The organism is Paenibacillus faecis (genome assembly GCF_008084145.1).
GTDB classification, from domain to species: Bacteria; Bacillota; Bacilli; order Paenibacillales; family Paenibacillaceae; genus Fontibacillus; species Fontibacillus faecis.
Map to the genome: position 1 here is coordinate 252372 of NZ_VSDO01000001.1, position 24921 is coordinate 277292.

Sequence of the window (24921 nt, forward strand, 5' to 3'; positions counted from 1 at the left end):
ATTTAATTTAGTACATCGGAAGCAAGCCTAGAATATGTACGAAGGGAAAAACCGCAATCCAGCTGTCGCACCGATCCAAAATGCCTCCATGGCCGGGCAGCAACGTCCCTGAATCCTTAATCCCGTACACCCGTTTATAAGCGGACTGAATCAAGTCCCCCATTTGACCGACAACCGCTGCTGAACCTCCGAGCAGCAAAGCTCGTCCGACCGGAAGTAACCCCCCGGAGAACAAGGCGAACAAAGCCGCGACTATAACCGCCAGCAGTACGCCGCCAACCGCTCCCTCCACCGTTTTGTTCGGACTGATCGCCGGCCAGAGCTTCGTTTTGCCAAACCGCCGTCCGGTGAAATAAGCCCCCGCGTCACTGCTCCAGATCGCGGCAAGCATCAGAATGGTCCAGAACAACCCATGCCCGTCCGGCGTGCTGCGAGTTGCCGCCAAATAAGCAAATCCCAACCCGATATAAACCGTTCCCAGGAACATAAGGGCGATTTGCCCGATAGGAATATCGTTCTTGGATACTACGGTAACTACAAAAAACAGCAGCATGAGCAGCCAGAAGAATCCCATCATGCCAAGCGGATTTGTCAGTTGGAGCAAGCTCCAGGGGAAAACAGCATACAGCACGCCCGCATACCCGATGACCGCGGTTCCTCCGAATGCCGGCAAACCGATCATCCGCACGAACTCGTAAAACCCGATCACCGCCATCATCACGACGAGAGCGTGGTATCCGAGTCCTCCCCACAAGCATATGCCCAAAAATCCGCCCCCGGCAATCAAGCCGGTAATCAACCGTTGTCTCAACTGTCTACACCTTCCATCCGTCAGGATAATCCGCCGTATCGCCGGGTGCGTCTTTGGTACTCCGCCACTGCGGCAAACAACTGTTCACGGCCAAATTCCGGCCAGTACAGATCTGTAAACCACAGCTCACTGTATGCCGTCTGCCATAACATGAAATTACTTAGCCGAAGTTCGCCCCCAGTGCGAATAAGCAAATCGGGATCCGGCAGATCCCCGGTCAAGAGTCCCGAGCCGATCATGTCCTGCGTGATGTCCTCCGGCTTGATGCTGCCGTTCTGGACACGGACGGCAATCTCCTTGACGCATTCGGTGATTTCGCGGTGGCTTCCATAATTGAGCGCAAAATTCAAGATAAGTCCGGTATTATTTTTGGTTCGCTCAATCGCTTCCTCCATCGCCGCGACCGTATGGTCGGGAAGTTCATTCGGGTGCCCCATCATGCGGACCTGGACATTCTTCTGGATCAATTCCTCCAGTTCGATAGCCAAAAACTCTTGGGGCAGCGACATCAGAAAATCAACTTCATCCTTCGGCCGTTTCCAGTTCTCGGTCGAGAAGGCGTAGAGCGTCAACACGGAGATCCCGAGCTCATCCGCCGCAATCGTGGCCCGCTTGACCGCCTTCATCCCGTTCCGATGACCGACGATGCGAGGCAATCCCAGCTTGCGCGCCCAGCGGCCGTTGCCGTCCATAATAATGGCGACATGCTTCGGGATATTGTCCCCGGACGGAGCCTCGATTGCGGGACGACTGCCTTTTTTCCGCCAGGACTCAAATAACTTGATCATTGCTTTTCCTCCAGCTGGTGATGAAAAAGAGACAAAACCCCACCGTAAAAGGAGGGGCCGATTATCGTCTCTTAAACTTCCATAATCTCTTTCTCTTTCGCAGCAAGCACTTTGTCCACTTCCGCGATAAATTTGTCGGTGGTCTTCTGAATGTCTTCCTGGTGTCTGCGCGACTCGTCTTCAGAGATGTCGGTTTTCTCCAACTTCTTGATATCGTCGTTCGCGTCCCGACGAATGTTCCGGATGGCCACCTTCGCTTCTTCTCCGAACTTCTTCGTCAATTTGACAAGCTCCACGCGGCGTTCTTCCGTTAAAGCCGGGATGCTTAAACGGATCGATGTCCCGTCGTTGGCCGGCGTCAGACCCAAATCGGATTTCTGAATCGCGCGTTCGATGTCGGCGAGGGAGGATTTATCCCAGGGCTGAATCATCAGGGTACGCGAATCCGGCGTATTAATGTTGGCAAGCTGGTTAATCGGAGTCGGCGATCCGTAGTAATCCACCTGAATGCGGTCGAGCAAGGAAGGCGTCGCTCTTCCCGCCCGCAGGGTCGCGAGGTCCCGTTTAAGTGCCTGAATCGCTTTATCCATGCGTTCTTCGGCATGACTTTTGATACTTTGCGGCATTTAATCTACACTCCCCTTGACGATCGTCCCGATCTTCTCTCCCAGGACGACTCGCTTGATATTTCCTTGTTCCGTAATCGCAAACACGATCAGCGGAATATTATTATCCATACACAGCGAGGAAGCTGTTGAGTCCATAACACCCAGGTTTTTATTCAACACTTCCAGATAAGTAAGGGTTTCGTACTTCTCGGCATTCGGATCGACAAACGGATCCGCGGAATATACGCCATCGACCTTATTCTTCGCCATCAGAATCACTTCGGCTTCGATCTCCGCTGCGCGAAGAGCGGCGGTCGTGTCGGTGGAGAAGAAGGGGTTCCCCGTACCGGCGGCAAAAATAACGACTCTGCCTTTTTCCAGATGGCGGATCGCGCGGCGGCGAATATACGGCTCGGCGATTTGCTGCATGGCGATGGAGGTTTGCACTCGTGTCGGAACCTCGATTTGTTCAAGCGCATCCTGCAAGGCCAGCGAATTCATCACGGTAGCCAACATTCCCATATAGTCTGCCGTCGCGCGGTCAATGCCCTTCGCGCTGCCCGCAATCCCCCGCCAAATATTGCCTCCACCGCAAACGATCGCAACCTGAACACCGAGCTGGGTTACTTCCTTTACCTGCTGAGCAATGGACGAAATCGTTTCGGCATCGATGCCGTATCCGTTTTGTCCGGCAAGCGATTCACCGCTAACCTTCAAGACAACTCGTTTAAAAACTGGCTGTTCCAAATGTATACCTCCACTATAGACCCCCTATATACAACCGGGTAAAGGGTGTCAGGTTAAAAAAGAAGGAACACGGCGTGTTCCAACTCTTCAAACGTGCATGCAATCCATGACGTTTTATAATATTTACTTTATTGTCTTACTTGAGACATAACTTCCTCAACGAAGTTGTCCACTTTCTTCTCCAAGCCTTCGCCCAGTTCATAGCGAACAAAGCGGCGGATGGTGATGTTCTCGCCGATCGCGCTGATCTTCTCGTTTACGAGCGCGGCGATCGTCTTGTCCGGATCTTTTACGAAAGCTTGCTCAAGCAGGCAGAACTCTTCGTAGTACTTGCCGATCCGGCCTTCGACCATCTTGTCGACGATCTTCTCGGGTTTCCCTTCGTTAAGGGCCTGTGCTCTCAAAATTTCCTTTTCTTTCTCCAGGTCATCCTGAGGCACTTCTTCGCGGCGAACATAACGAGGACTCATGGCCGCGATGTGCATCGCGATGTCGCGGGCAAATTCCTTGAATTGATCCGTTTTCGCAACAAAGTCGGTTTCACAGTTGATTTCCACCAACACGCCGATCCGGCCGCCGGCATGAATGTAGGACTCAACAACGCCTTCCGTAGCGATTCGGCCGGCTTTGTTTGCCGCAGCAGCCAAACCTTTCTCACGCAGAAGTTCCGTTGCTTTCGTCAAATCACCGTTTGCTTCTTCGAGTGCTTTTTTGCAATCCAGCATGCCCGCACCTGTTTTTTCACGCAGTTCTTTTACAGATTTTGCATCAACAGCCATGTTTATATAACCTCCACATATTAAATGATGGGACTCTTTTCATCTTAAAAAAAGGGCAGTGAGAGGTTTGACACCTACCAACCACCCTTTTCATTTAATTCGTTCTTTGTACTTTATGGACGTTTGCGATATTAGGCGGTAGTTTGCTCGCCTTGGTTCGCTTCGATAACGGCATCCGCCATTTTGCTGGTAAGCAATTTAACCGCGCGGATCGCGTCGTCGTTACCAGGGATAACGTAGTCGATTTCGTCCGGATCGCAGTTGGTATCCACGATACCTACGATTGGGATGCCCAATTTGCGAGCTTCCGCAACGGCGATACGTTCTTTGCGAGGGTCAATAACGAAGAGTGCGCTAGGCAACCCTTTCATGTTCTTGATCCCGCCGAGGAATTTCTCGAGACGATCTTTCTCTTTGCGAAGAATAATAACTTCTTTCTTAGGCAGAACTTCGAATGTTCCGTCTTCTTCCCAAGTTTCGAGTTGTTTCAAACGGTCGATCCGCTTTTGGATCGTTTGGAAGTTGGTCAGCGTACCGCCGAGCCAGCGTTGGTTAATGTAGAATTGACCCGCGCGCTCAGCTTCTTCCTTCACGGAGTCTTGAGCTTGCTTCTTGGTGCCGACGAACAGGATGGTCCCGTTCTCTTCAGCTACGCTCTTAACGAAGTTGTAAGCTTCTTCTACTTTCTTGACCGTTTTTTGCAGGTCGATAATGTAAATACCGTTTCTTTCGGTGAAGATATAACGATCCATTTTCGGATTCCAACGACGTGTTTGGTGTCCGAAGTGAACCCCTGCTTCAAGCAGTTGTTTCATGGAGATTACTGCCATCTTCACGCACCTCCTAGTTTGGTTTTATTGTGATGCTTCCTCCGCAAGTGTCATCTTCCGTTAAGACTCCCAATGAGAGCACCCTTAACGAAATCAACCAGCGTGCGTTATAACACCGTCAATTAATATACCATAACTGAAAAATCGATGCAACCAGGGCCGCGGCTTTTCCGACAAATTTCATCTTCGCGTCCGGAGCCGCAAAAAAAGCTCCTTGTCAGGAGCTGGCGGACAGGTTTACTTCGCAGGAGGGGCCGTGATTTTCGAGATAATCGAGCCGATCTCTTCTCCCGGTTCGAACGTAAACGTGCCGGTCCGGATTTTGGTATTGATTTTCTTGCTCTTGGCTTCTTTCAAGAAGGCGGTTTTATCGGCGATGACCCCCGATTTCTCCAGCCCCTCCGCTACTCCCGAAAGGGTGCTCCCGGAGGAAATTTTGTAGGTCACTGTCGTTTTTTGAGGAGCTTGGGGTTTGACCGGGGTTTCGGTCTTTGGCGCAGCCGTCTCACCCGGAGGTTTGGACGCTTCGGGCGCTTTCGAAGTTTCCGGGGTTTTTGAAGTTTCGGGTTGAACCGGCTGTTCCGGAGTCCCCGGGGCATTCGGCGTTTTCGGCTGCTTTGGCGAATCCGCCTGTTGTTCCCCGGCGGTTCCTTCGCCTTCCCCCTTCGCCTTCCACTCCTCCTCGGTCAGCAGCTCCTGGTCCGCTTCCACGACTTTCAAATTCAAAAGAGCCGCCGCCTGTTCGACCTCCGCCTTGGTCCGCAATTTTCCCGTCCCTTGACCGATCATCATCAACTGCAGCAGCAAGGCGCCCGCAATGAGTCCCGCGCCCAGCCCCATCATAAACTGGCGGTTTCGGATCATCGGGATTCCTCCCTTTTGGCCAATTGCAAAATCAACTGGACTTCCCCTCTTTGTATGCCTACCGATTTGGCGATCATGTCCATCGATTTCCCTTGCTCATACAAATGAAACAGCTCGGGATATCGATCCCGTACCGACTCCGTCCGAGCCGCCTCTTCGGGCATCGTCTCCACAGCCGCTGCGGGTTCGGCTTGAACAACGGCGATCTCGGGCGTTCGTGCGGCCGGAAGGTCCGCTGCTGCGATCTCGCTCTTCGGTTCGCTCGCGGTTTCCGCCGGCCGAGACGGAGCTGCGGACAACTGCTGATCCAGCGCATCCAGCCGGGATTTGTACTGAAGCGCGTTCTGCTCCACTTCCACCAAGCGCTTGCGCAGCTCGACAAGCTGCTCCTGCTGGGCAAGCTGCTTGGCGGCGAAGTCCTGCTTCATCCCGGCTATCAAATCGATAAGCTCCTCGTTTTCCTTTTCAATCTCCGACATAAACTGCTCCAGCGTAGCTTCCAGTTCCGAGGCGCTGCCCGGGGAAGACGGCTGGGTCGCCTTCCGGCCGGGGAGAAGAAGCGCATAAACGAGGGCGGCGGCTCCCAGCAATACAATATAAAACCATGGGTCTCCAAATGACAATGTAATCCTCACCTTTGATGTTTAAATAAGTACGTATTAGCGTCTTGCCCGGTGGGCTAAGCGGAAAATGGCCGCTACAGAGACAAATCGATATGACGGCCCTTAAAGGGATGTTCGGCGGGGTGCTCTTTTTCCTGCTCCTCCTGCTGTTCACCCTGCGGCGACTGCTGCTGCCGCTGTTGGTCCGGGGAATGGCCCTCGCGTTTTATTTTTGTATTGTGTGCGCTTTCGTCAATGTTGGCGCTCCGCTGGCGTTCAAGCTCCCGCTCCTTAATATTCTCCGCAGAGAGCAGGTTTTGATCGATGACAGGGCGTTGCTGATTCTCCTGTTGAATCCGTCCGGCTTCATTGGTCCGGGGTACCGCGATCTGCATTTCTACGGCTTTCAAATTCATGGAATCACCTCATCGCTAGGATTATGGCCGCCCTTAAATGTTCGACATAACGAAAAGCTGGTTATCACTAGACATATGCAGCCATCGTGATATCCCCGTCGTTAAAGTAAAACGACATACGGGACAAAGGTTCCTTAATGTACTTCGTGTACCGTCCGATGACGATCCTGGACCCGCCATAGATCGTTTTAAGGACATCCACCCGCGCCCGAACCGTTTCTTCAAGCGTTTTTTCAATCGTCAGCATCCGCTCTTTCAGTTCGTTCATTTCCTGAATGTTCGATTTTTTGGTCATATTCAACTTGGAGCGCATCTCTACCTTCTCCGGGGTCAGCTTCCCTAACGAAGCGAGTTGGTCCAGCAGGGACAGCGCTTTTTCCGACTTTTCGAGATTCGCCATAATGTCTTTGACCTTCTGCCGGAGCTCCATCAGCTCATTCCGGAGTTCGGGGAGTACACCGACTTCTATGGAGGTCGTCGTCGACATCGGATTGCCGATCACCCGGGCGATCACCCGTTCACCGGCCTGAATGCTGCCGCCTACGATCAAACCTTTGGTACCGTTGCAAACGACGTCGCGCCCCGCGCGGATATTCGAATGCATAATGCTTTGACTGACGATGATATCCTCACCGGCCACTACATTCCCGTCTTGAATAAAGGAGCTTTTGATGGAATGGCCCGCTTTAACCAGCCCTTTATTGTAACCGATAATTCCCCCGGTAATTTCGATGGAGCCTTCCGAATACAGCTCGGCTCCCTCAACGCCGCCGACAACACGAATATCCCCGGCAGCACTGACTTTAAAACCCGTCAGTACATTCCCGCGGATGACGACCGTGCCGACAAAATCGATATTTCCCGTACTGTAGTCGACGTCCCCGTTCACTTCGTAAACCGGGAATACATTTAACTTCCCTTTGTCGGTCATGGTGACCAAACCGTCAATCGCCGCGTACATGGCGGTTTGATCGGGGCTCAGCACCACATTCTTCCCGATTTTGAATCTGGCTTCCTTCCCGGATTTGTTGGGGATCGATTCCCCTGTTACCGCCGTTCCGGGGCGTCCGGGAAGCGGAGGAACTAGTTCGGCGATAAGCTGTCCTTTCCGGACATTGTTCAAACGAGTAATTTCTTTATAGTCCACCTTACCGTCATCCGTCTCCAGAGGTTGGTACCGTACATCTTCAAGCGGGACGGAATAGCGGATCTTTCCATCCTCCCCGGGCTCCGGATCCAAACCGATGGCGATCGGGGTTTTACTGAAGAAATATTCTCTGGGATTGATAGCGAACCGCTCGACAATATCGTCCTGAATCCCGTACTTGATGCCGTGGTGATGCAAAAATTGATATAAAGCATCCTTGGTACAGGAAAAATTTTCGTCTTTTTGGGTAAACTGCAGATAAGCGACGGTTTTATCATCATTAAAGGTGACGCTAAGAAGTTTCCCTAAATCGGCCGTAAATTCCATGTTTCGTTCCTCCTTCCATCTTCATAATTCAATTGGTCTGCACACCTAGTCTTCTCTCATCAGCAAGTCGCGCTGCTTGTCCAAGGTGCCGCGGAGCCGCAAAATCGCTTTGGAGTGAAGCTGGGAGATCCGGGATGGCGACAAGGACATCACCTCCGCAATCTCACTCAGCGATAGATCTTCATAATATAACAGAGAGACGACGGTCCGTTCCTTCTCGGTTAATTTTTCGATTCCCTTGGCCAGCGATTCGCGCAAAAAATGCTCCTGTACTTTATAATCCGGATTTTTGGCCTTATCGTCAACAAGCAAAGTGAGCCGAGTCTCCGATTCCTCTTCACGAATCGGATCCTCCAAAGAGCAGAGGGTCATGACGGCCACTTCCTGCAGCATGCTCTGGAACTCTTTCTCGCTGATATGCAAGTGCTTGCTCATTTCCGCGTCGGTGACGGACCGGAGATATTGCTGCTCCAATTGCTGGTATCCTTCTTCAATCTTCTTGGCTTTCTCTCTTACGGAACGGGGAACCCAGTCCCCTTGGCGCAATCCGTCCAAGATCGCCCCCCTGACCCTCCAGGAAGCATAGGTTTCGAACTGAAGGCCGCGCTTATAGTCGAATTTTTCGACCGCATCAATCAGTCCCATCACCCCATTGCTGGACAAATCATCCTTGGAAACGTTCTTGGGCAGACCTACGGCCAGACGTCCCGAAACGTAGTCGACAATATGCAGATACTTCTCGATAAGTTGTTTCTTGGCCTCCAAATCGCCGTGTTCCTTCCAACGCTCCCAAACATCGGCATAATTTAGAGTGGATGTCTTCCGCTCGTTCAATTGCCTCCACCCTCCTTATTTGTCTGTCAGGTGACGAACGACCTTAGCCAGCTCTTCAGGATCTTTATCGTCAAGTGTCTTTACTAATTTTGGCGGATTCAATGGTGTAAACTCTTGAGTCTGTGACTGGTCCTTTGGTGTTTGTTTCAACAAATCGTTTAATTCTTCACTTTGATCCGGTGTCGTAAGGTCGAGACTGGCACCTTTATCCTGTTCCTTAAGCGCGTCCGTAAGGTCTCTGACATCAGGCCGCGGCTCCTGTTCTTTGAGGAAGGTTATAACCCAGTTTGCCGCAAAAGCGAGCAAGAACCATACGGCGAACGCGATCAAGCCGCGGATAAAACTTGTCATAAACAAGTTATTGCCAGCCGATACCGCATAGGTAATCAAAAAACCGATAAATCCGAATAGAAGATAATACCCCAATTTTCCTGACATGGCTACAATTCCTTTATACCCATTTGTACACTGCGTATGAATAAAATACCCGTTTCACAATCCAATTCAATCGTTCTTCCATAATTACCGCCCGTATCTTCCGCCACCAGCGGTATACCGAGTTCGTTTAGCATCACTTTACACGATTCCACATTTCTCGGGCCGATTCTCATGGAATCCCCTTTGCCCGCAAAAGTAAACATCTGGGAGCCTCCGGCCATTTTGGCGATCAGGCGGCTCTTCGTTACGCCAAGCTCCGAAAGCCTGCGCACAAGCTCAGGCAGTGCGGTATCTGCATACTTGGCCAAATTGAGCGCCCCTTCCCTCGCGATTTCCGAGGAAGGAAGCATCACATGGGCAAGACCGGCTACCTTCAGCATCGGATCGAACAATGTGACCCCGACACATGATCCTAGCCCCGTGGTGCGGATTAACCCCTGTCCGCGAATCACGTTCAAATCCGCCATTCCCACTTTCACAATGTGCTGCTCATCAATCATGTCGGGTCGGAACTCCTAGAGCGGTAAATATTTTATCGAAGGACTCGGGGTCTGGAATCAGGAAAAACTGTCCTTCGACTTCATGCTGACCTTCAATAAAAGTGGTATCGATCAGAAGGGCGGAGTCGCCCATCTCTCCGAACTGCAGCAGACCGTAGCTTAAAATCGCGCCGGCCATATCCAAAGCGAGCGCCGGTACGGTCGGAGTCATGGCCAACGAGGTGAAATCGGCCAGCGAGGAAATGTACGACCCCGCCAAGATGTTCCCGATTTCCGAGAGCGCGGACCATTCCATCTCCGAGAAACTTTCCTCGCTCTCGACCTCGATACCCGCCAGCCGGTGAAGCAGCTTCTTCGCCGCTTCGGGGCTCAGAATGAAGAACAGGTTGCTCGGCGTGTCTCCTTCCACCCGGAAGAAGATCGCCAGTACTATACGCTCCGCGCCACCCACTCGCTCCGCAATCGCTTCAAACGGCAGCATCTGGACTTTGGGAACCGCCATGTCGATCGGCTTGTCCAGCAGTTTGGATAAAGCGGTCGCCGCGTTTCCGGCACCGATATTGCCGACCTCTTTGAGAACGTCCATTTTGAATTCCGCAAAGTCCTTAAACAGATCCACCGCTTATCCCTCTAAACTTTCCAATTGGATAATTTCACTGCGATTCAATACCTCGGACAGATTCAGCATCACCAGCAGGCGCTCATCGGACAAGCGCGCTACGCCTTGAAGATATTTGGCTTTGACGCCGCCGACCACATCCGGCGGCGTGTCGATCGAATCCGTATTCAAATCGATGACATCGTTGGCCGAATCCACGATAAAACCGACTTCCATTTCATTGGCCGCGACGATAATAATCCGGGTCTGGTCGGTATACTCGGCCTCCGGCAAACCAAACCGGCCCCGCAGATCGATGACCGGGATAACGACCCCGCGCAGGTTGATAACGCCTTTGACAAACGAGAACGTTTTAGGCACGCGCGTAATCGGCATCATCCGCTCGATCGTTTGGACCTTGTCCACATCAATGCCATACTCTTCATGCCCCAGTTTAAACACGATTACTTTTAATTCTTCTCCCATGAAAATCCCTCCTTAAATGGTCCCGTCCGGATGATCGACCGCTCCAGCCCGGGCGAAAAAGCAAGCAGCATTATTTTATGAATGAATTCGGATCGATGATTAAGGCGACTTGCCCGTCTCCCAGGATCGTAGCGCCCGCTACGCCCTGAATGGCAGGAAGATACTTTCCGAGATTTTTAATGACGATTTCGTTTTGCCCGATGAAATCCTCCACCGTCAAGGCCGCCAGGCGGTCCCCTTTGCGAATGACGACGATTTCCGTTTCCTCCTCGCCGCTTTCGTCAAAATCGCTGACTTCAAACAGCTGAGCCAGTGACAGCAGCGGAATATGGGCATCCCGGTAAGGAACCATCGTATAGCCATGAACTTGCCGGATTTGCTCGCGCTTGATCAACCCGGTTTCCACGATGGAAGATAGCGGAATAGCGTATTTTTCCGACCCGACTTTGATCAGCATCGCCGAGATAATCGACAATGTCAGCGGAAGCTGTACCGAGAACTTCGTGCCTTTGCCCAAAGTGGATTGTACCGAAACGACTCCGCTTAAGGATTCGATTTTCGTTTTGACAACATCCAGACCTACGCCGCGTCCGGAGATGTCGGAAATCACTTCCGCCGTACTGAACCCCGGGGCGAATAACAGCATGTACACCTGCTCGTCGCTCAGCGTCGCGGCTTCGGCTTCCGTAACCACACCGTTTTTGAGCGCCTTCGCCAATACTTTGTCGCGGTCTATGCCGTGTCCGTCGTCTTCGATCTCGATGAATACGTGGTTTCCGCTGTGGAACGCCCGCAGGTTCACCGTTCCGGTTTCCGGTTTCCCGGAAGCGATTCGCTCCGCCGTCGGCTCCACCCCATGGTCAACCGCGTTTCGCAGCAGGTGAACAAGCGGATCGCCGATCTCGTCGATCACCGTGCGATCCAGTTCCGTCTCGGCGCCGGTAATGATCAGATCGATTTTTTTGTCGAGTGATTTGGCCAAGTCGCGAACCATCCGCGGAAAGCGGTTAAAGACGGTATCGATCGGAACCATCCGCAGCTTAAGTACGATATTTTGCAGATCGCTGCCGACCCTGCTCATATGCTCCACCGTTTCGGTCAAATCGGAGCGTTTAACTTCATACGCCAACTGTTCCATGCGAGACCGATCGATCAGCAGCTCGCTGAGGAGATTCATCAGGACGTCGAGCCGATCGATATCGACGCGAATGGTCCGCGACGGTGCGGCCGCCGTTCCCGAAGGCTTGGCGGCGGCTTTGGTCGGCTCCGCTTTCGGTTGCTTCGCTGGCGCTGCATTCGGAACCGGCTCTGTCGCGGCAGGTTCGACCACCGCGGACGCCGCAGCGGTCTCCTTGGCTCCCGAATTCAGTTGTCCCAATGTCTCATGATCCAAAACGACCACTTGGGCCGAGTCGATTTCCGACAGATTCATGATCATGCTTTGCAGTTCGCCGGCTTCTTTCTGGGTTATGTAATAGAGAGAAAAGCTGCGGTCGAATTGTTCCTGCTCGATTTCCTGGACCGAAGGATGCGATTTAACGACTTCTCCGTACCGTTCGAGCAGGTCGAATACCAGGTAGGCTCTGGCCGCTTTCAATTGGCAGTCTTCCCGGATCGCCACTTCAAGGTACATTACCTTGTGGCCTTCGGTAATGGATTGCTCCAAAACGGAGTACTGGAATTCATCCAGTTGAATCGCCGTGCCGGCTCCCCCGGAAGCATCCGCCGTAGCGCCCGATCCCGCTCCGGGACTTCCGCCAGCCGGGGCCATGTCTCCGCGCACGATCGCCTGCAGATTCGCCACGATCGAGCTCACGTCGGCCTTTCCCTCACCGCCCTGCATAATGTCCTGAACCATGGACTGCAGAGCATCCAAGCTTTGGAACAGGGTATCGAAAATAAACTCCTGCATCTTCAGCTTTTCGTTTCGTACCAGATCCAGCACATTTTCCATCTGGTGCGTCAGGGAGGAAAGATCCTCAAATCCCATGGTGGCAGCCATCCCTTTCAGGGTATGGGCCGAGCGGAAAATAACCTGAACGATGCTCAAATCCTCCGGGTTGTTTTCCAACTCAAGCATATTTTCGTTTAGTGACTGTAAATGATCATTGGACTCATCGATAAACATGGATAAATATTGGTTCATGTCCATGGTGAGGCACCTCCTTCAAGAGATTCCGTTTATTTCACATCTTGTGCAAGCTTGGGGCCGATTTCGTGCAACGGGAGAATCCGGCTGACGCAGCCAAGTTCGATGGCCGACCTCGGCATGCCGTATACGACGCAGGTTTCTTCGCTTTCGGCTATCGTCGAGGAAACGCCGGAATCGTACAATAACTTCATGCTTCTCGCCCCGTCGCTCCCCATCCCGGTAAGAAGAACAACATGTCGTTTCAGCGAGGTCAGGGGAAGCAAAGATTCGTACATCACGTCAACGGACGGCCGATGCCCGTTGCGCAGCCCCTGCTTCGATAACGATAGCTTGTAACTTCCGTCCGTACCCGAGACGACATGAAGATGAAATCCTCCGGGCGCGATATAAGCGGTCCCGGCCTGCAGCGCCATGCCCTCCTCGGCCTCCACCACGGTCAGAGCACTCAAGCTGTTCAGTCGCTGAGCCAGTGATTTGGTGAAATTCGGCGGCATATGCTGTACGATGACAACCGGTGCCGGAAAATCGGCAGGCAGCTTCTCCAGCACCGCCTTCAAAGCTTTAGGTCCGCCGGTTGAAGTTCCGATCGCCACCAGGTCGGTAAACGACGTTCGTCTCCGCGGCGGCGAAGGCGGCGTTTTCGCAGCCGCCGCGTTCGGCTCTATGTCCGATGCCGGCTTCACAGGCCGATCGCTTTCGCTTTGCCGCTTCACCTTCGGCTTTAACGGCTCCAAAGGAGCAGCGGATGCCGAAGCCCGCTTCGAACGATCCGCGGCGTCCCCAAGGTCGGAAGCCTTCCGCATCGTTCGCTTCGTATCTCGCTTCACGTCCTCCTTGGCCGCGGCGGCCTCCGCTCCCGAACGCCAGCCCTCTTGCTCCGCCTTAGGTTTCGGCGGGACGATAGCCGCTTTTGGAATTTGGATTTGCCGTGATGGAGGAGTCTCCACTTCCAGCTCTTTAAGCTGCAGCGTCTTCTCCCTGGCCAGCTTACGTTCTTTGGCCGTCATGGCCGCCCGTATTTGCTCCCGCAGATCCCGCCCGACCTGCTTGATATCATGGGAACTTGTCGTCGCGGAGGGCTTCCGAATAAAATCGAAAGCACCGAGCTCCAGGGCCATGATCGTTTCCCGCATCCCTTGTTCATTGATCCCGGACAGCATGATCACGGGAAGCGGATGTTCCTTCATAATCCGTTTTAAAGCCTCCAGCCCGTTCATCTCCGGCATCTCGACATCCATGGTCATCAGATCCGGTGAGACCGAACCGATCTTTTCGATGGCTTCCCGTCCGTTCGCGGCCGTTCCGCTTACTTCAAAGTCCGGATCCTGTTCGATTAAATCCGATATGATTTTTCGCATAAACGCCGAATCGTCAACCACCATTACCCGATAAGGCATATTCCGTTCCACTCCTGTCCTTTATGCAGAATCATTTTGCTCGTCTTAACCATTTGTGCACAAACCCTTTGATTCCTGACAAAGTTTCATTAGACCTTTCTCGTGGAACATCCATATACTTCATGGCCAACCTCTTGATATCCCTAGAGGCGGCGCAGCCGGGAAAAGCGGCCGAAAACGGAACCTGCTTCTTCACCGCCTGCATAACGTGGGAATCATCGCTCAAGTACCCCAGTGTCGGGATATCCAGATTCAAAAACTGCTTGGCGACCAAGGAGATTTTGTCCGCAACCTGCCTGGCCTCTCCCTCTCCGTTGACCCGGTTGATCACCAGGCTGAACCCCACATCGGAATCTATCCCGTGAACCACTTTGATTAAAGCGTAGGCATCGGTAATCGACGTAGGTTCAGGGGTCGTGACTATGAAACAGTCATCGGCCGAAGTAATGAATTTCAGCGTCTCTTTGGAAAGTCCGGCTCCCGTATCAAAAATGATATATTCCATTTCATCGGAAATGCGTTCAATCTGGGAAGTAAAATAATCCAGATCGCTCTCCGACAAACTGAATAAGTCCGCCATTCCCGAACCGCCGGCGATAAAAGGGACCCCTTGTGTCCCCAATTCGACGATTTCCGAAATGTCCCTCTCGCCTTTAAGCAGATGATACAGGCTGTATCTTGGGCGCACCCCCATCAACACGTCGATATTCGCCATTCCGATATCCGCATCGAAGATGAGCACTTTGCGGCCCAGCGATTTCAAAGCAAGCGCAAAGTTTAAGGAAAAGTTTGATTTCCCGACCCCGCCTTTGCCGCTCGTCACCGTGATGATCCGGGCCGGGGTGCGGATTCTGGCCTGATCGGCAAGCTTCTCGCGCAATGAAACCAAATTCCTCAGTGATTGGGCCTGGTCATTCATGAGGGACGATCTCCCAAGATCAGATTAAGCAGCAGGTCCTGATTCGCGGACAACAAATCATCGGGTACGTTTTGTCCATTGGCGATATAAGAAACCCTAAGCGGATATTCCTCCAGCAAATTATACATGGGCCCCACGCTCTCGGTCTCGTCCAACTTGGTAAAAATCACTTTATCCAGTCCATAGCGGCTGAAATGTTCGGTAATCTTCTTCATATCCTGCGTTTTGGAAGTCAGGCTCAAAACCAGGTAGGTTTCGCTTTTCTCATGAGGGCTGAGTAAACTGTGAAGCTCGGCGACATGGATCTCGTTCAGATAGTTTCTTCCGGCGGTATCCATGAGAATAAGGTCGCAGTAGGAAAGCCGCTGCATCGCCCTCTGCACGTCTCCCGGCGATTGAACAACTTCGAGCGGCACGTTCAAGATCGATGAGTAGGTTCGCAATTGTTCAATCGCCGAAATCCGATACGTATCCGCCGTGATAAAGCCCACTTTTTTCTGGGCTCGAAAGATTTGATCGGCGGCAAGCTTGGCGATCGTCGTCGTTTTGCCGACACCCGTGGGACCGGCGATATAAACGATTTTCGTCTCATCCCGGATCCCCTCTCCGACGCGATCGGCGAGGAAGTCCGCGGCCGCTTCCCGGACTTTAAGCGCCAGCGAATCCGGCGCCGCCGTCTTGCCGGAATCGATCCACTCTTGATAAGCGGCATCGATCCATTTGTCGATCAGCTCCGGCGAAATTTCCTGGTCCGCAAGCTTTTGCTTGAGCTCCGGCAAAGGTTCGGGAAGCTCGCGGTTTTCATGCTGCTGCCTCGCCAGTTGGCCGATCCAGGACTTCATCTCCCGCAATTCTTCCAGAAGCCGTTCTTCCTTTGAATGCATCGGCTGGGCCCCCGTTAACGGCGGTGAAGAAGGCGGGTCGGCGATTTCCCGGCGGGCCTGCCGGATCGCCTCATCCCAGCGGCTGGCGGCCGTCTGCTCCTCAGCCTCCCGAATGTCCGCCGAAAGCGGGGAAGGATTGGGCGGCGGTGAAGAAGGCGGCTCGGCTAAAGGTGCCCCCGCTGGCTGCCTTTCCGCAGCCTCCCTTCGCGGCGGGGCCGCCGCAGGGGGCGCGGTTTCGTCCGTTGAGGAAGCCGCAGCGGAATTCAAGGCCTGCGAGGACTTGCGGTAGGCCTCTGGTACCGCTTGTCTGGCAACAGGGGCCGCAGGCGGTCGCGTCGGCCTTGGCTGCGGCTTCGCCGTAGCCGGGACATCCTCTTCGCCCTCCGAAGCGGCTATGACTTCGATTTTCTTTTTCCCGAACATGCCCAGAAACCCGCCGACCTTCAAGTCCTTCGTACTTAAAATTACGGCATTGGCACCCAGCTCTGTGCGTATTTTGGCCATCGCGTCAGGCATCGTGTCGACGATATAACGCTTCACTCTCATAAGTTCACCACTCCGACACTTTGAATTTCAACATTCGGCTCAAGCTCACTATACGACAGCACCGGGATATCCTGCATACTTCTTTCAATAATCTGACGCAAATACATCCGGATGGTCGGTGATGTCAGAACGATAGGCTGCTGACCGGATTGCAAAAGACGGTTGATTTGTTCGGAAAGCTTCTGAAACAAGGTTTGGGTAGATACCGGATCCAGCGCCAGGAAACTCCCCTGTTCGGTTTGCTGGACACTTTCCGCGATTTTTTTCTCCAGCGTAGGACCTACCGTAATCACGCGCATCGTTTCCCCTTGCTGGGTATACTGCTGCGTAATTTGCCGGGACAAAGCCTGTCTCACATATTCCGTGAGAACGTCCGGGTCTTTCGTATATGTCCCGTAATCGGCCAAGGTTTCGAAGATCGTCACCAGATCCCGAATCGAAATTTTCTCGCGAAGCAGTTTGGCCAGCACCTTCTGAACATCCCCGATCGAAAGCACCGAAGGAATCAATTCATCGACAAGCACGGCATAACTCTCTCTGAGATTGTCGACCAGAGCCTTCGTTTCTTGACGTCCAAGCAGTTCATGGGCGTGCTTTTTGATCAGTTCCGTCAAATGCGTCGCAACCACCGACGGCGGATCCACGACCGTGTAGCCGGATAACTCGGCTCTATCCTTCGTGGATTCATCGATCCAGAGGGCCGGAAGACCGAAGGCGGGCTCCTGGGTCTCAATACCCGTTATCGTGTCGTCATCCATCCCTGGACTCATCGCCAAATAGTGATTAAGTAATAATTCACCGCCGCCGACGAGATTTCCTTTAATTTTGATCACATATTCATTAGGTTTTAGTTGAATATTGTCCCGAATTCGAATCACCGGTACGACCAGACCCAATTCCAGCGCGCACTGCCGGCGGATCATGATGATCCGGTCAAGCAAATCCCCGCCTTGCCCCGTGTCCGCCAGTGGAATCAGACCGTAACCGAATTCGAATTCGATCGGATCGACCTGAAGCAAATTGATAACACTTTCGGGACTCCGCACCTCTTCGATCTGCTGCTCCTCCTCCTGAATCTCCTGCTGAATCGCCTTGAGGTTCATGTTTTTCTGCATCCGCCGTCCGGCAAACACCAACAGTCCGGCAAAAGGAAGGGTGGTCCATGGTCCGATAGGGGTAAAAAGTCCTAAAAGGGTAAGGGTGCCGGCCACAATATAGATCAGTTTCGGGTAGGTGAACAATTGCCCCGTGATGTCTTCGGCCAGGTTCCCTTCGGAGGAAGCCCGCGTCACGATCAGACCGGCGGCGGTCGAAATCAGCAAAGCGGGAATCTGGCTGACCAAGCCGTCACCGATCGTCAGGATCGAATAAGTGGAGAGCGCTTTATCAAACGCCATGCCATGAATCGACATCCCGATAATGAAACCGCCGATCAGGTTGATCAGCAAAATAATGATACTGGCGATCGCATCGCCCTTGACGAATTTACTCGCCCCGTCCATAGCGCCGTAGAAGTCGGCTTCGCGTTCGATTTTGGTCCGCCGTTCGCGGGCCTGCTGCTCATTGATCAGCCCCGCGTTCAAGTCGGCATCGATACTCATCTGTTTCCCCGGCATCGCGTCGAGGGTGAACCGCGCCGCTACCTCGGCCACGCGCTCCGAACCCTTCGTGATAACGATAAACTGAACGACTACGAGAATCAGAAACACGATAAAACCGACGACGGGCTGCCCCTGGGAAACCCATGAACCGAATGTGGCGACAACGTCACCGGCTTCGGCATGTCCCAAAATCAGTTTGGTCGTCGACACGTTCAGCGCCAGCCGGAACAATGTGGTGATCAACAGCATCGCCGGGAAGATGGAGAACTGCAGCGCCTCCTTGGTGTTCATCGCGACAAGCAAAATCATGAGAGCAATCGATATATTAATAATAAGAAGAATATCCAAAAGCAACGGCGGGATCGGGACGATCATTAGTAGAACAATACCGATAATGCCGACTAGGATGAATAGATCTTTATACTTCTTCACCGGTTCTTCCTCCGATCCCGATCTTATTTCACTTTGCCTTGCAATTTATATACATACGCAAGCACTTCGGCTACAGCCTGGAACAAATCCCCGGGGATCGTATCCCCGATCTCGGCTCTCTGGAACAGCGCCCGTGCCAGCGGCTTGTTTTCAATCGTCACAACGCCATGCTCCTTCGCGATCTCCTTAATCCGCAGGGCGACGAAATCCTGCCCCTTGGCGATGACCTGGGGAGCTTCCATTTGCGTTCCGTCGTACTTCAAGGCAACGGCGAAATGCGTCGGGTTGGTAATGATGACATCCGCTTTGGGCACCTCCTGCATCATTCGTTGCAGGGCCATCCGGCGTTGTCGTTCCCTGATTTTCCCTTTGATCAGCGGGTCGCCTTCCATTTTTTTATATTCGTCCTTAATGTCCTGCTTGGACATCTTCAAACTTTTTTCGTGCTCGTACCGTTGGTACATATAATCGAGCACCGCCAAGACTAACAGCGCCGCGGCGATTTTAATCCCCAAATTCATCGTAATTTTTGCCGTAAAATGAAATGCTTCCTCCACCGGGACCTTGCCTAACGCGGCGATGCTGCTCCTTGCCCCCCAAATGGTGGAATATACGAGATAGCCGATAATCACAAGTTTAAAAACCGATTTCAGAAATTCGACAAGCGCATGCATGGAGAAGATCTTTTTAAACCCCTGGATGGGACTCAGTTTGCTGAATTTCATCTTAAGCGGTTCCCCGGTAAGCAGAAAGCCGACTTGCGCATAATTGGCGATCACGCCCATGACGACGACCACCAGTAAGACAGGAGCGAGCAGCAACAAAATTTGCACCCCGTAATCCCCCAGCATCACCATGACGTTCTCCTTCGTCACATCGGTCGTAAGCCTGTGATAGAAAACGTCGCTGAACAGGGCAACGAGCCGCTCCTTGATATAGTTGCCGAAAGCCATCAGGCACATAAATGTGGCCAGCAGAATGAGCGCACCGGAAACATCCTGACTCTTGGCCACCTGACCTTTTTTTCTCGCGTCCTGACGTTTTTTGGGTGTCGCTTTCTCCGTCTTCTCTCCGGCAAACATCTGCAAATCGAGGCTGTACCGATAGATCATAAGCGACTCCCCTCCTTACGTCGGACGATCTCCGAGTGTGCCGAACAGATTGTGCAACGCCTTAAACATCACTTCGAACAGGTGTTCGAAGGCGACGATAAACCCCGGTACCAACAGCAGAAGCACCACCAGCCCAACTATGATTTTCACCGGAATCCCGATGACAAAAACGTTAAACTGCGGTGCGGTCCGGGCCAGAAAACCGAGCGCCACGTCGGTTAAAAACAAGGCCACGACCAGCGGAGCGGACATCTGAAAAGCCAGCGTAAAGGCCTGGCTAAAGGTACGCACCAAAAACTCGGTCACACTGCCGTGATACAATCTTTGAAACGCTTCGTTGGAGAGCGGAATCCAGTTGTAACTGCGGATAACCGCGTCCAGCAAATAATGGTGCCCGTTGATCGTCAGAAACAGCAGCGTGGCGATCAAGTATTTAAAGTTGCCGATTACCGGGGCCGACGCGCCGGTCATCGGGTCAATCACGTTGGCGATACCGAAACCGATCTGGATATCGATAAACGATCCGGCCGTTTGAATGACGGAAAAGATCAGATAAGCCACATAGCCCATCAATAAGCCGATCAACACTTCGCGAAAGACGAGCAGAATGTATCCCAGATCATTCGGAATGGCCTGATTCGTTCCCTGAATCGTCAGGATCAGCAACGAGATGATTCCGGCAATCCCCACTTTGAAGTTCATGGGAACGCCGCGTGATGAAAAAATGGGGGCAACTACAAAAAAGGCTGTCATTCGACAAAAAATTAGCATAAATACTGAAATTGCGTGTAAAATGATCTCCATGTTCGCCGCAGCCTAACCGATATAATTAGAGAGATTGTTCAAGATACCATAAGTAAAATCGACAAGCGTCGTTAAAATCCACGGTCCGAACATCAGCAAGGCCAGCAGCACGGCGACAATTTTCGGAACGAAGGCGAGCGTTTGCTCCTGAATTTGGGTCGTGGCTTGAAAGATACTGATAATTAAGCCGACGACCAAACCGATGACCAACATCGGAGCGCTAACCTTTAACACGGTATAAACGGCTTGTCCGGCCAAACCGATAATAAACTCCGAACTCATAACCGTTTTCCCCCTCTATGAAATAGTAGATCCATCCGGATGCGCCTGGCCGCGCCTTACATCCCTAGCCTCGCTAAGGGTTGAAGCTGGCCAATAGAGACTTCACAATCAGGTACCATCCGTCCACCAGGACGAACAACAAAATTTTAAACGGCAGTGAAATCATGACCGGCGGAAGCATCATCATCCCCATAGCCATAAGCACACTGGAAACAACGATATCTATGATAAGAAACGGTATAAATATCATGAATCCCATCTGGAATGCGGTCTTCAGTTCACTGATGGCGAACGCGGGAACCAGCACCGAAATCGGTATTTCTTCATAACTGCTCGGTTTCTCGGTTTTGGTGTAACTCATAAATAATTGCAAATCCTTCGGCCGCGTGTGCGAGTACATGAACTTTTTCATGGGAACGGCCGCTTTGTTCAAAGCTTCCGTCTGGGTGATCTCCCCTTTAATGTAGGGCTGCAGAGCCACCTCATTAATCGTCGACAGCGTTGGACTCATGACAAACAGTGTCAGGAACAGCGCCAGTCCCACCAGAACCTGATTGGGCGGCGAAGTCTGTGTTCCCAGCGAACTGCGGACAAACCCGAGCACAATCACGATTCGCGTAAAACTGGTCATCAGAACCAGGATTGCCGGCGCTATACTTAACACCGTTATGAGTAAGATGAGCGACAGCGAACTGGTACCGCCCTCTGTTCCCGTATTTCCCCCGATTTGTATCCCGATCTCCGGAATAGGATCGACGGGAGCCGCGGAAGCGATGGTTACTGCCAAAACGCTCCACAACGTAAAAAGCAATGTCGCAATTAGCACTTTGTTCTTCATGAATCCCTCAACCGATCTGTAGATTGTTCTTCCTGATCCTTCAGCAATTCCTCCATCTGACGCTTACGGCTAGGCATTTTTTGCAATTGGGAGTGAAACATTTCGTGAAACGATGTCCCTTCGAGTTCCTCAGCTTCCTGCGGAGGCGCTTTGCGGAATCGGGAGACGAGGCCAGACAGAACCGAAGTCACTCCGGCAAACTCCGTCCCCTCCTCTTCAAAAGCCTGCTGCAAAGCCGCCAGTTCTTCCGGATCGGTAATCTTGTCAAGCAAGGTGATATTCTCACCCACGCCGACAAGATACACGCTGCTGCCGATTTCGATCACCTGGAGCGACTTGTTCGGACCGAGACCGACAGCTCCCATCGTACGGATCGAACGGCTTTGGGAGAATAATCGGTTTTTCTTCCCCAGGAAACGGATTAAGACTACGATCAAAACAATGATTATTGCCAGTACGACAATGACATTAATCAAATTCCCCCAAAGATTGACATCCCCACTTAATCCCGGCGGAGCGTCGTTTTGCGATAGAAACATCGGTTTCGCCTACAATCCAAGTGTTTTGTTGATCGCTTCGATAACCCGATCGGATTGGAACGGCTTGACGATAAAGTCTTTCGCTCCGGCTTGGATGGCGTCGATAACCATCGCCTGCTGCCCCATGGCGGAGCACATGATTACCTTGGCGTTCGGCTCCAGTTTTTTGATTTCTTTTAACGCCGCAATGCCGTCCATCTCAGGCATGGTAATATCCATCGTAATCAAATCCGGGCGCAATTCCTTGAATTTCTCCACCGCTTGCGCGCCGTCTTGTGCTTCCCCGACAACCTCAAACCCGTTTTTCGTCAAAATATCCCGGATCATCATTCTCATAAATGCTGCGTCGTCTACGATAAGAATTCGGTTTGCCATTGATTTAAAATCCTCCCTAAACTTCTACTATTGTAAATTTTGTATGCGATCCCACTGGCTAACAATATCCGTAACGCGAACACCGAAGTTTTCGTCGATAACAACAACCTCGCCTTTGGCGATCAGCTTGTTGTTGACCAAAATGTCCACCGGTTCGCCGGCAAGCTTGTCCAGCTCGATAATCGAACCTTGCGACAATTCGAGGATATCTTTAATCTGCTTTTGGGTCCTTCCTAATTCTACGGTGACCTTAAGCGGTATGTCCATCAATAAGTTCAAATTGTTAACGTCGGCTTGACCGTATGCCGGGTTGCCGAGATTGGCGAATTGTACGGGCTGTACATTCACGTTCCGTCCGGGCACCCCGCCAAAATGCTGCGGTTCGCCGTAAGGCCGTTCTTGCGGCGGATAATAGTAACCTTGCTGCTGCATCGGCGGCTGTTGCATCGGCGGCGCCATCGGCTGCTGCGCAGGCGCGGGCGGTTGTTGATAAGCCGGAGCCTCGTAAGCCTGTGGCGCGGCGGCCGGAGCTGCAGCTGCAGTCTCTTGCGCCGCGGGTTCGGAAGAGCCGTTGATCAGGCTGTCGACCATTTCCTTGGCGAATTTGACGGTCAACAGCTGCATAATCGTCGAATCGATCAAATCGCCGATCGTCAACCGGAACGAAATTTTGATCAAGGTTTCATCCGGCGGCAGGCTGGCTACACCGTCCCCGTTCGTCATGTTCAAAATATCGATCCCCGGCGGAGAGATATTTACAAACCGGTTAAAGATCGTCGACATGGACGTCGCTGAGGAACCCATCATCTGGTTCATCGCTTCCTGAACGGCACTGATATGAATCTCATTCAATTCCTCGTCGGCCGGGTTTCCTTCGCCTCCCAACATGAGATCGGCAATGACTTGGGCATCCCTAGTTTTAATAACGAGAGAATTGACGCCTTCAAAACCGTCTACATACTGGACATGAATGGCAACATGCGGTTTCGGGAACTCGGTTTCAAACTGAGATCTCGTGATAATGGATACCTTGGGAGTCGTGATATCCACTTTTTTGCTAAGCAGGGTAGAGAGAGCCGTAGCCGCGCTCCCGAAAGTGATGTTACCGATCTCGCCCAGAGCGTCCTGCTCCAATGGCGACAAGTAATCGGATACCGTCGGTTCAGGTGCCGAGTCCGGATTGGACTGTTTTAACAAGGCATCGATCTCTTCCTGGGACAAATAATCTTTACTCGTCAAGTTCCTCAACTCCTTCGCTGACAATTTCATCAATTTGAACGGCAACTCGGTCTTTTAACGTACCGGGACTTCCGATATATTTCAATCGATCGCCCACCCTGATGGACAAGCCTTCTTGCACCGGTTTGTTCAGGGATATCACATCGCCTACGGACAGCTCCAAAAATTCCTGAACGGTAATTTGAGACTCCCCGAGCTCTGCGATGATCGGAAGCTTGGCTCTATTCACGCGATGGCGGAGCGCATCCACCTCTTCTGGTACCCTCGCCTTTTTCTGGGAGACGAACCAATGGTGTACCGAAAGTTTCGGCATAATCGGCTCAATTACGACATGCGGGATACAAAGGTTGATCATCCCTGACGTGTCCCCGATCTTCGTGCTGAGCGAAATCAACGCGATCGTTTCGTTCGGAGAAACGATTTGCATAAATTGAGGATTGGTCTCCAGAGCTTCCATCCGCGGATTGATATCAATCACGGTTTTCCAAGCTTCCTGTAAGCTTTCGAATGCCCGGCTGAAAATTCGTTCCATAATAATCGTTTCAATTTCCGTTAAAGAACCGATTTTCGATGGCGCCGTTCCGATCCCCCCCAGCAATCTGTCCAACATGGCGAATGCGACATTGGGGTGAACCTCAAGCACCATTCGGCCTTCCAGCGGCTCCGCCTCAAAGATGTTAAGGATCGTCATCTTCGGGATGGACCGGATGAATTCATCATACGGAAGCTGTTCAACCTGAACCACATTGATCTGGACAAACGTTCTAAGCTGTGCCGAGAAATAGGTGGTGAGAAAACGGGCAAAGTTTTCATGAATACGCGTCAAACTACGGATATGATCCTTGGAAAAACGAACCGCTCTTTTGAAATCGTAAGCCCGGATTTTTCGCTGCGTCTCTTCCTTTTTCAATTCCTCGGCATCCATCTCACCCGAAGAAAGCGCGGCAAGCAAGGCATCGATTTCATTTTGCGACAACACATCTACCAAACAACTCACCCCCTTGGAAAAATAATCAAAGACCGATA

Annotated in this window: 28 protein-coding genes; all 28 read right to left on the reverse strand. The window is 52.2% G+C overall.

Annotated features, from left to right (window positions below; translation table 11 throughout):
* Positions 1–7: 7 nt before the first annotated feature.
* On the reverse strand, positions 8–811 hold the full coding sequence (locus FRY98_RS01120; protein WP_148449806.1) for a phosphatidate cytidylyltransferase: 804 nt from the start codon (positions 809–811) through the stop codon (positions 8–10).
* Positions 812–831: 20 nt separating this feature from the next.
* On the reverse strand, positions 832–1599 hold the full coding sequence (locus FRY98_RS01125; protein ID WP_148449807.1) for an isoprenyl transferase: 768 nt from the start codon (positions 1597–1599) through the stop codon (positions 832–834).
* A gap of 71 nt (positions 1600–1670) precedes the next feature.
* A complete protein-coding gene (gene frr, locus FRY98_RS01130; protein WP_148449808.1) occupies positions 1671–2225 on the reverse strand; it encodes a ribosome recycling factor in 555 nt (184 codons plus the stop codon).
* The gene (gene pyrH / locus FRY98_RS01135; RefSeq protein WP_148449809.1) at positions 2226–2954 is read right to left on the reverse strand and encodes a UMP kinase; all 729 of its coding nucleotides are present in this window, start codon (positions 2952–2954) and stop codon (positions 2226–2228) included.
* A gap of 128 nt (positions 2955–3082) precedes the next feature.
* Positions 3083–3733: a translation elongation factor Ts gene (tsf, locus tag FRY98_RS01140; RefSeq protein ID WP_148449810.1), complete on the reverse strand. Its 651-nt coding sequence runs from the start codon at positions 3731–3733 to the stop codon at positions 3083–3085.
* A 131-nt stretch (positions 3734–3864) separates the two neighbouring features.
* The gene (gene rpsB / locus FRY98_RS01145; RefSeq protein ID WP_148449811.1) at positions 3865–4563 is read right to left on the reverse strand and encodes a 30S ribosomal protein S2; all 699 of its coding nucleotides are present in this window, start codon (positions 4561–4563) and stop codon (positions 3865–3867) included.
* 237 nt (positions 4564–4800) lie between these two features.
* Entirely contained in the window at positions 4801–5427 is a 627-nt protein-coding gene (locus tag FRY98_RS01150; RefSeq protein ID WP_148449812.1) for an endolytic transglycosylase MltG, read from the reverse strand.
* Positions 5424–6050, reverse strand: coding sequence for a DUF6115 domain-containing protein (locus FRY98_RS01155; RefSeq protein WP_148449813.1), 627 nt, complete (start codon positions 6048–6050; stop codon positions 5424–5426). The genes FRY98_RS01150 and FRY98_RS01155 overlap by 4 nt, the downstream gene beginning before the upstream one ends.
* Positions 6051–6124: 74 nt before the next feature.
* Positions 6125–6445, reverse strand: a complete 321-nt coding sequence (locus tag FRY98_RS01160) for a hypothetical protein (RefSeq protein ID WP_148449814.1) — start codon at positions 6443–6445, stop codon at positions 6125–6127.
* A gap of 67 nt (positions 6446–6512) precedes the next feature.
* Complete coding sequence (locus FRY98_RS01165) at positions 6513–7919, reverse strand: DUF342 domain-containing protein (protein ID WP_148449815.1); 1407 nt, start codon at positions 7917–7919, stop codon at positions 6513–6515.
* Positions 7920–7964: 45 nt separating this feature from the next.
* Complete coding sequence (locus FRY98_RS01170) at positions 7965–8753, reverse strand: FliA/WhiG family RNA polymerase sigma factor (RefSeq protein WP_148449816.1); 789 nt, start codon at positions 8751–8753, stop codon at positions 7965–7967.
* A 15-nt stretch (positions 8754–8768) separates the two neighbouring features.
* Positions 8769–9191, reverse strand: coding sequence for a hypothetical protein (locus tag FRY98_RS01175; RefSeq protein ID WP_148449817.1), 423 nt, complete (start codon positions 9189–9191; stop codon positions 8769–8771).
* 2 nt (positions 9192–9193) lie between these two features.
* Positions 9194–9691, reverse strand: a complete 498-nt coding sequence (locus FRY98_RS01180; protein ID WP_148449818.1) for a chemotaxis protein CheD — start codon at positions 9689–9691, stop codon at positions 9194–9196.
* A complete protein-coding gene (locus FRY98_RS01185; protein ID WP_263639175.1) occupies positions 9684–10277 on the reverse strand; it encodes a chemotaxis protein CheC in 594 nt (197 codons plus the stop codon). The genes FRY98_RS01180 and FRY98_RS01185 overlap by 8 nt, the downstream gene beginning before the upstream one ends.
* A gap of 36 nt (positions 10278–10313) precedes the next feature.
* Positions 10314–10775, reverse strand: a complete 462-nt coding sequence (locus tag FRY98_RS01190; protein ID WP_148449820.1) for a chemotaxis protein CheW — start codon at positions 10773–10775, stop codon at positions 10314–10316.
* Positions 10776–10845: 70 nt separating this feature from the next.
* Entirely contained in the window at positions 10846–12927 is a 2082-nt protein-coding gene (locus FRY98_RS01195) for a chemotaxis protein CheA (protein WP_148449821.1), read from the reverse strand.
* A 29-nt stretch (positions 12928–12956) separates the two neighbouring features.
* Positions 12957–14324, reverse strand: coding sequence for a protein-glutamate methylesterase/protein-glutamine glutaminase (locus tag FRY98_RS01200; protein ID WP_148449822.1), 1368 nt, complete (start codon positions 14322–14324; stop codon positions 12957–12959).
* Positions 14325–14355: 31 nt separating this feature from the next.
* The gene (locus FRY98_RS01205) at positions 14356–15243 is read right to left on the reverse strand and encodes a MinD/ParA family protein (protein WP_148449823.1); all 888 of its coding nucleotides are present in this window, start codon (positions 15241–15243) and stop codon (positions 14356–14358) included.
* Positions 15240–16673, reverse strand: coding sequence for a flagellar biosynthesis GTPase FlhF (gene flhF, locus FRY98_RS01210; RefSeq protein ID WP_148449824.1), 1434 nt, complete (start codon positions 16671–16673; stop codon positions 15240–15242). Before flhF ends, FRY98_RS01205 begins: the two co-directional genes overlap by 4 nt.
* Positions 16670–18706, reverse strand: a complete 2037-nt coding sequence (gene flhA, locus FRY98_RS01215; protein WP_148449825.1) for a flagellar biosynthesis protein FlhA — start codon at positions 18704–18706, stop codon at positions 16670–16672. The genes flhF and flhA overlap by 4 nt, the downstream gene beginning before the upstream one ends.
* A 23-nt stretch (positions 18707–18729) precedes the next feature.
* Complete coding sequence (gene flhB / locus FRY98_RS01220) at positions 18730–19818, reverse strand: flagellar biosynthesis protein FlhB (RefSeq protein WP_148449826.1); 1089 nt, start codon at positions 19816–19818, stop codon at positions 18730–18732.
* A gap of 15 nt (positions 19819–19833) precedes the next feature.
* Entirely contained in the window at positions 19834–20622 is a 789-nt protein-coding gene (gene fliR / locus FRY98_RS01225; RefSeq protein ID WP_148449827.1) for a flagellar biosynthetic protein FliR, read from the reverse strand.
* Positions 20623–20634: 12 nt separating this feature from the next.
* Positions 20635–20904 (reverse strand): flagellar biosynthesis protein FliQ, encoded by a 270-nt coding sequence (gene fliQ, locus FRY98_RS01230; RefSeq protein ID WP_148449828.1) that lies wholly within the window; start codon positions 20902–20904, stop codon positions 20635–20637.
* A 73-nt stretch (positions 20905–20977) separates the two neighbouring features.
* Entirely contained in the window at positions 20978–21742 is a 765-nt protein-coding gene (gene fliP / locus FRY98_RS01235) for a flagellar type III secretion system pore protein FliP (RefSeq protein ID WP_148449829.1), read from the reverse strand.
* The gene (locus tag FRY98_RS01240) at positions 21739–22281 is read right to left on the reverse strand and encodes a flagellar biosynthetic protein FliO (protein WP_148449830.1); all 543 of its coding nucleotides are present in this window, start codon (positions 22279–22281) and stop codon (positions 21739–21741) included. The genes fliP and FRY98_RS01240 overlap by 4 nt, the downstream gene beginning before the upstream one ends.
* Positions 22282–22290: 9 nt before the next feature.
* Positions 22291–22656: a response regulator gene (locus FRY98_RS01245; protein ID WP_148449831.1), complete on the reverse strand. Its 366-nt coding sequence runs from the start codon at positions 22654–22656 to the stop codon at positions 22291–22293.
* A 27-nt stretch (positions 22657–22683) separates the two neighbouring features.
* On the reverse strand, positions 22684–23895 hold the full coding sequence (gene fliY, locus FRY98_RS01250; RefSeq protein WP_148449832.1) for a flagellar motor switch phosphatase FliY: 1212 nt from the start codon (positions 23893–23895) through the stop codon (positions 22684–22686).
* Complete coding sequence (fliM, locus tag FRY98_RS01255) at positions 23885–24883, reverse strand: flagellar motor switch protein FliM (protein ID WP_148449833.1); 999 nt, start codon at positions 24881–24883, stop codon at positions 23885–23887. The genes fliY and fliM overlap by 11 nt, the downstream gene beginning before the upstream one ends.
* Positions 24884–24921: the final 38 nt, after the last annotated feature.